This window comes from Ilumatobacter sp. (assembly GCF_049588435.1).
Taxonomy (GTDB): Bacteria; Actinomycetota; Acidimicrobiia; order Acidimicrobiales; family Ilumatobacteraceae; genus Ilumatobacter_A.
The window spans coordinates 1-5,521 of sequence record NZ_JBAVYV010000211.1; the positions used below are offsets into that span (position 1 = coordinate 1).

Below are 5,521 nucleotides of genomic sequence, written 5' to 3' on the forward strand. Positions count from 1 at the left end.
GATCACGTGGCACCACGGTGTCGCGGTCTCGGTCGGGCGCACCCAGCACATCGTCCCCGACCGGACTCGACGAATCGTCGAGTACCGCGACGGAGGATGCCGGGTGCCCGGGTGTCGCAACGGCCGACACGTCGAGGTCCACCACATCATCCACTGGGCCGACGGCGGACCGACCGATACAGCAAATCTGATCTGTCTGTGTCCCAAGCATCACCGACAGCACCACCAGGGTCGCCTCGGGATCACCGGCAACGCCGACATCGACGCGGTCGAATTCACCGACGACAACGAAAGATTGCTCACCGACAGCGGCACCAGACCCGAGCCCATCGGGGCACCTCCACCCCCGATCCGGGGCACCTGGCAGCACCCTCTCGGCGAACGCCTCGACTTCCGCTGGCTCTCCTTCAACGACGATCCCGCCCGACGCAAACGCACTGCGTAGCCGGTTGCCGTCGGCGGTCAGTCACTCACGTGGAGCGTCAGCCAGTCGATGATGTCGGCGGTGACATCGTCCCGGTTCGTCTCGTTGAGGATTTCGTGGCGACCACCGGGGTACAGGGTCACCGTCACGTCGCCGAGGCCGGCGTCGCGGTAGCGCTGCCCGAGGAGTTCGACCAACTGGCCGCCTCCGGCGAGCGGGTCGTCGGTGCCGGAGGTGATCAGGAGCGGGAGGTCGCTGCGGATGGCCCCCAGTACGGCGGGGTCGGCCAGGCGGGCGGCGGGAGCGAACAGCGAGGGGACCATCTTGTCGGGAAGGGCGAATCCGCACCAGGGATCGGCGACGTAGGCGTCCACCTCGGACTCGTCGCGGGACAGCCATTCGTACCCGGTGCGGTGTTCGAAGCCGGCGTTGAACGCTTCGAGACCGGCAGGCCCCTCGGACTCGGCGAGTCCTGCGGCGAGGACGTCGAGCGCCGTCGACCCGGACAGCACGACCCCCGCATACGGCTCGGCGCCGTCGGCGATCACCGCCTGCGATGCGAACGAACCCATCGAATGGCCGAACAGGAACAACGGGATGGTGCTGTGGTCCTCCGCGATCGCCGCTCCGTACTCGGCGACGTCGGCGATCAAACCGTCGAAACCCGCGCGTCCGAAGTCCCCCAACCGTTCGCGGCCGGTGTGACCGTGGCCCCGATGGTCGGTGGCGAACGCCAGGAAGCCCGCGTGGTTCAATGCCGTCGCGAACCGGTCGTAGCGGGCTCCGTGCTCGGCGAGACCGTGTGCGATCTGAACGGCGCCGCGCGGAGTATCGGCGGTGTCGACCCACGAATAGGTGGCGATGGTCGTTCCATCAGCCGACGAGACGAACGAGGACCGTTGAGCGCTCACGGATCGATCATCACACATCGGCGGAGAGCGCGCCACCGTTCGGCTCGACGCCGACGCGGCGGTCAGAGCTCCCGATTCCGGGGGTGGACCCAGACGCCGGGGCCGAGGAGTCGGTGTGCCATGGCCCAGCTGACTCCGATGGCGAGCTTCTTGGCGTGCTCGGTGTTGGGTCCCGTCCAGCCGCCGTCCACGGTGTCCTCGAAGACCTGCAGCCATCGGTCGATCAGTTCGGGAGTGAAGGCGGCGTGCTCGTGGAGGTGGCGGTGGATCTCGATGACGTCGACTTCGTAGTCGGGCGTGTACAGGAGCACGTGACACCAGTAGTCGGCCACGGTGGCGATGTGGCTCTGCCAGTCGATGAAGCCGGGCTCGAAGTCGAAGTAGGGCTCGAGCAGCTCGTCCTGGACCACGTCGACGTACTGCCGGGTCACCATCTCGAAGATCTCGTCGGTCGTGTCGAGGTCTCGGCCTCGGTGTTCCCACGGCCCGGAACGGTGGCGCGCGTCTGCTGGAACTTCGCCGGGAACGATCGGAGCGTCGGGCTCGCGGTAGAACTGGATGAAGAACTGTGCATCGGTCGACGGCTCCACCATGTGTTCGATTCCGGGAACGATTGCTGCACCGTCGCCCGCCTCGATGATCACGTCGCGCCGTTCCTCGCCGTCGAGGTCGATGTACCGGACACTTCCGGCCTGGACGAGCATCTGCGCCCAGACGGTGGTGCGGTGGGATTCGGCCAATGGGTCGGGGAGCGAACGGAAGTCGAACAACGGGGTTCGTCGGGCCTCGACCAGGTGGGCGGGGAGGACTGGTTCGGTCATGGTGCCGACCTCTCTCTGGGATCGGTCGTCGAGGAGGATGGAGTGCTCACGGAGCGATCTTCACACATCGCTCACCCTGTCGCGGTCGTGCGAACGGCGCGATGTCAGCCGATGAGCGTGTCGGCGGTGTCGTACTCGAAGCGGCGACCCGTGATGATGTCCGGGACCAGCCGGACATAGCTCGGCTTCGATCCCGCATGCCAGGAGCGCACGTTCAGCTCGAACGACTCGATCAGCTCCTCGTGGAGGTGGACGACGTTCATCGGACCCTTCGCGACCACGCTCCACGCGGTTCCGCGATCGACGGAATCGGCCTCGAACGTGGCCCTCCCTCCGTCGAGCGCGAGCGACAACTTCGTCCCGGCCCCGGTCGTGAAGACGACACTGCCGTGATCGACGACGAAGTTCACCGGAAAGACCTCGATCTCGCCGGTCGGTCCGTTCATCGCGATCCGACCGAGCCCCACCTGGCGCAGCAGTGCCCAGCAGATCGAGGCCGAGAGCTCGTCGAGGCTGGATTTCGCGGTCGGGTTCATGGATGAATCGAACCTCGATCTGGTGGCCTGACGCCAGAGGCGAAAGACCCCGATCGTTTCGTCAGTCCAGCGGTGACCACAGTTCGATGCGGTTTCCCTCCGGATCGAGGAGGTACGTCGTCCGCGCACCCCAGCGTTGTGCGATCGGCGTGCAGGCGACGCCGCGGTCGACGAGGCGTGTCCGCTCGACGTCGAGGTCGGTCACCTGCCAGCCGAGCGTGATGCCGGCACCGTGGGCTGAAGGAATCGTCGCCCGCGCGGTGTCGGCGATGCTGAGGAACGCTCCGGGACCGAGAGCGAACTCGACGAACCAGTCGTTCTCGAAGGACGTTTCGAGGCCGATCACGTCGCGGTAGAAATCCACCGTCTCGTCCCACGTCGAGCAGTACAGGATCGTGTTCGTGCGGTCGAGCTTCATCGCGTGCCGCCCTATGTCCGACGCCGTCCGCGTGCGGTCGTCACGCCCAGGTGGGCGATGCCGAAGGCGGTGGCGGACCAGGCCACGAACGCGCCGGCGAGGGCGAGCTTCGGCAGCCAGCCCAGGATCTCGAGGTCGGTCGCCTGGCGCATCCGAAACGTCGCGGCGCTGTACATGCCGATGGGGAAGACGAGTGACCAGTACGACGGGTGGTAGCGCAACGGCACGCGTTTGACCAGGTGTCGCCACACTCCGATCGCGACCATCAACGGAAACCAGAACGTCGCCGTGGCCCACGCGAGGATGACCATCCCCTCGATGAACGGAACGAGCAACTCGATGCGTTCCGACGCGTCTCGTGCGATCAGGATGTTGGACCCGGCGAGCACCGTGATCGCCACGGCACCGGCAGCGATCCATGCGGGCGGGTCGACCTCGGTTGCGGTGAGTTTCGTGAACGTCCAGCGCAGGAACACCATCGTCATCACGATCAGGTACAGCACGATGCCCACCGTGAAGCAGCACAGCACGGTGAACGTCAAGGCGGTACTCGGATGCATCGGCAACAACAGTGCGCCGAGCACGGCGATCGACTGGGTGGCGACCGTGAGGAGGAACCAGGTGCCGTTGATGCCGTTCTCGAGGCCGGGCTTCCCGTCGAGGATCACCACCGAGATGAGCGTGATGTAGGTGAAGATCACCCACAGCACGACGCCGATCCACCACAGGACGAGTGCGAGGTCCCACCAGCCGTGGATGATGCCGCTGGCCGCGCCGAGGACGTTGATCCCCGCGACCGTCGTGAGAAATGCGAAACCTTTGGCGTGGTTGGTCACATCGGCCATGAAGCGCGACCGAAAGAGGACGATTCGAGCGATGAGCATCGCGGCCAACACGACATAGCCGATCGCTGCGATCCAGTAGAGCGCCGTGGACAGCCACGTGATGTCCTGCTGATCGAGCGCGATCGCGACGATTCCCGTCGCCATGACGAGCGCGAAATAGCCGGGGAACAGCGTGGCGATCGGCGATGGCGATGGCGACGGTTCGGCCGCGAGGACCTCGCTGTCCGCGCTCACGGTCGGAGGTATCGGATGAACGCGAATGCGGCTGCGGCCATCACGACCGAGACGCCCGCCGTCGACCAGGCGAGAGCTTCGTCGTCGTCCATGAACGCCTCGACCGCGATCGTCATCAGGAACACCTGGAACGAGACGAGGATGATCACGTAGATCAGGACGGCCGATGACGACCGGTTGCTGCGATTGGTGACCCTCACGCCGAAACTCCCATCACTCTGCCACGACGATCACTCGTAGTGCTCCGAGACCTTGCCGAGCGCCCAGATCCGGCCGTCGTCGCGTACCTCGACCTCGATTTTGCCGAGCGGTCGCGTCGGGGGACCGGAGATGACCTCGCCCGTCACCGGTTCGAAGTTGCCTTCGTGGCACGGGCAGTGCCAGCGGTCGTGGTCGGGTTCGAAGTAGACGACGCAGCCGAGATGGGTGCACTTCTGACTGAACGCCACGACCTGTGCGTCGTCGACACGCAGCAGCACTGCGGGATCGGCATCGGTCGGATAGCGGAACAGGTAGGTCCCGCCGACGGACACCTCGTCGAGCGCGATGATCTCCATCGGCTCACCGGTGTTGATGCTGCGCAGTTGGGTCCAGGCTGCGAGTCCCACGTTGGCGGCAGCCATGGTTCCCGCACCGAGCAGCAGGTAGCGCGCGAACTCGCGGCGCGTCACCTCCTCTTCGGATTCGGCCTCATAGGGGAAGTCGCGCTTCCAGATCGGCGGGTCGACCGGAACGGCTTCGACGTCGACGTGTTCACTCATGACGGCACCGTTCCTCCTCCACCTTCCTCGAGGCCGAACGGGTCGTCGAGCCACGATGTCGCAGTGCCGCCGACGACGTCGATCGGCCCGCCGGCGAGATCATCGACGACGGTGTAGACCTTCGTGCGCACCTCCTGTCGGCCGAACATGAAGTCGCGCAGCAGCGAGCCGCGTCGCGTGTCGTTGAACTGCTCGATCGTGCCGTACCAGAGCGCCTCGCTCGGGCACACCGACGCACACATCGGCTTGAGCCCCTCCGACGTGCGATCGGTGCACATGTCGCACTTCATCATCTGGTCGAAGTCGGCGATGTACTTCGGAACCCCGAACGGGCAGGCGATGACGCAGTTCGAACACCCGATGCAGCGTGGTTTGAGTGCCGACTGCACGATGCCGTCCTCGGTCTGCTTGATCGCGTCGGCCGGACAGACCTGGGCGCAGGTGGGGTCCTCGCAGTGCATGCACACCATCGGTGCGGTCTGGGTGGACGTCGCCCGATCGAGTTTCTCGAGATGGATCAGTGACTGTCCTCGATGGGTCCCGCATTCCATGCACGCCTGCACGCAGGCCT

At 65.7% G+C, this 5,521-nt stretch carries 9 protein-coding genes; 1 reads left to right on the forward strand and 8 read right to left on the reverse strand.

Features of this window, described 5'->3' with window-relative positions; genetic code table 11:
* On the forward strand, positions 1–445 hold a 445-nt coding region (locus WBV89_RS07925), incomplete at its 5' end, for an HNH endonuclease signature motif containing protein (RefSeq protein WP_423980790.1).
* A 17-nt stretch (positions 446–462) separates the two neighbouring features.
* Here WBV89_RS07925 and WBV89_RS07930 read toward each other — a convergent pair.
* The 8 genes from WBV89_RS07930 to WBV89_RS07965 form a co-directional block, all read right to left on the reverse strand.
* Positions 463–1,335, reverse strand: coding sequence for an alpha/beta fold hydrolase (locus WBV89_RS07930; protein WP_423980791.1), 873 nt, complete (start codon positions 1,333–1,335; stop codon positions 463–465).
* A gap of 62 nt (positions 1,336–1,397) precedes the next feature.
* Positions 1,398–2,156, reverse strand: a complete 759-nt coding sequence (locus tag WBV89_RS07935) for a DUF1971 domain-containing protein (protein WP_423980792.1) — start codon at positions 2,154–2,156, stop codon at positions 1,398–1,400.
* Between the two features lie 104 nt (positions 2,157–2,260).
* On the reverse strand, positions 2,261–2,692 hold the full coding sequence (locus tag WBV89_RS07940) for a pyridoxamine 5'-phosphate oxidase family protein (protein WP_423980793.1): 432 nt from the start codon (positions 2,690–2,692) through the stop codon (positions 2,261–2,263).
* 61 nt (positions 2,693–2,753) lie between these two features.
* Positions 2,754–3,110: a VOC family protein gene (locus tag WBV89_RS07945; protein ID WP_423980794.1), complete on the reverse strand. Its 357-nt coding sequence runs from the start codon at positions 3,108–3,110 to the stop codon at positions 2,754–2,756.
* 11 nt (positions 3,111–3,121) lie between these two features.
* Positions 3,122–4,189 carry a tellurite resistance/C4-dicarboxylate transporter family protein gene (locus WBV89_RS07950; RefSeq protein ID WP_423980795.1) on the reverse strand — a complete coding sequence of 356 codons (1,068 nt, stop codon included), beginning with the start codon at positions 4,187–4,189 and terminating at the stop codon, positions 3,122–3,124.
* Entirely contained in the window at positions 4,186–4,389 is a 204-nt protein-coding gene (locus tag WBV89_RS07955) for a DUF6755 family protein (protein WP_423980796.1), read from the reverse strand. The genes WBV89_RS07950 and WBV89_RS07955 overlap by 4 nt, the downstream gene beginning before the upstream one ends.
* Positions 4,390–4,419: 30 nt before the next feature.
* Positions 4,420–4,950 (reverse strand): ubiquinol-cytochrome c reductase iron-sulfur subunit, encoded by a 531-nt coding sequence (locus tag WBV89_RS07960; RefSeq protein ID WP_423980797.1) that lies wholly within the window; start codon positions 4,948–4,950, stop codon positions 4,420–4,422.
* Positions 4,947–5,521: 4Fe-4S dicluster domain-containing protein (locus WBV89_RS07965; RefSeq protein ID WP_423980798.1), on the reverse strand; the 575-nt coding region annotated here is incomplete at its 5' end. The genes WBV89_RS07965 and WBV89_RS07960, both read right to left, overlap by 4 nt.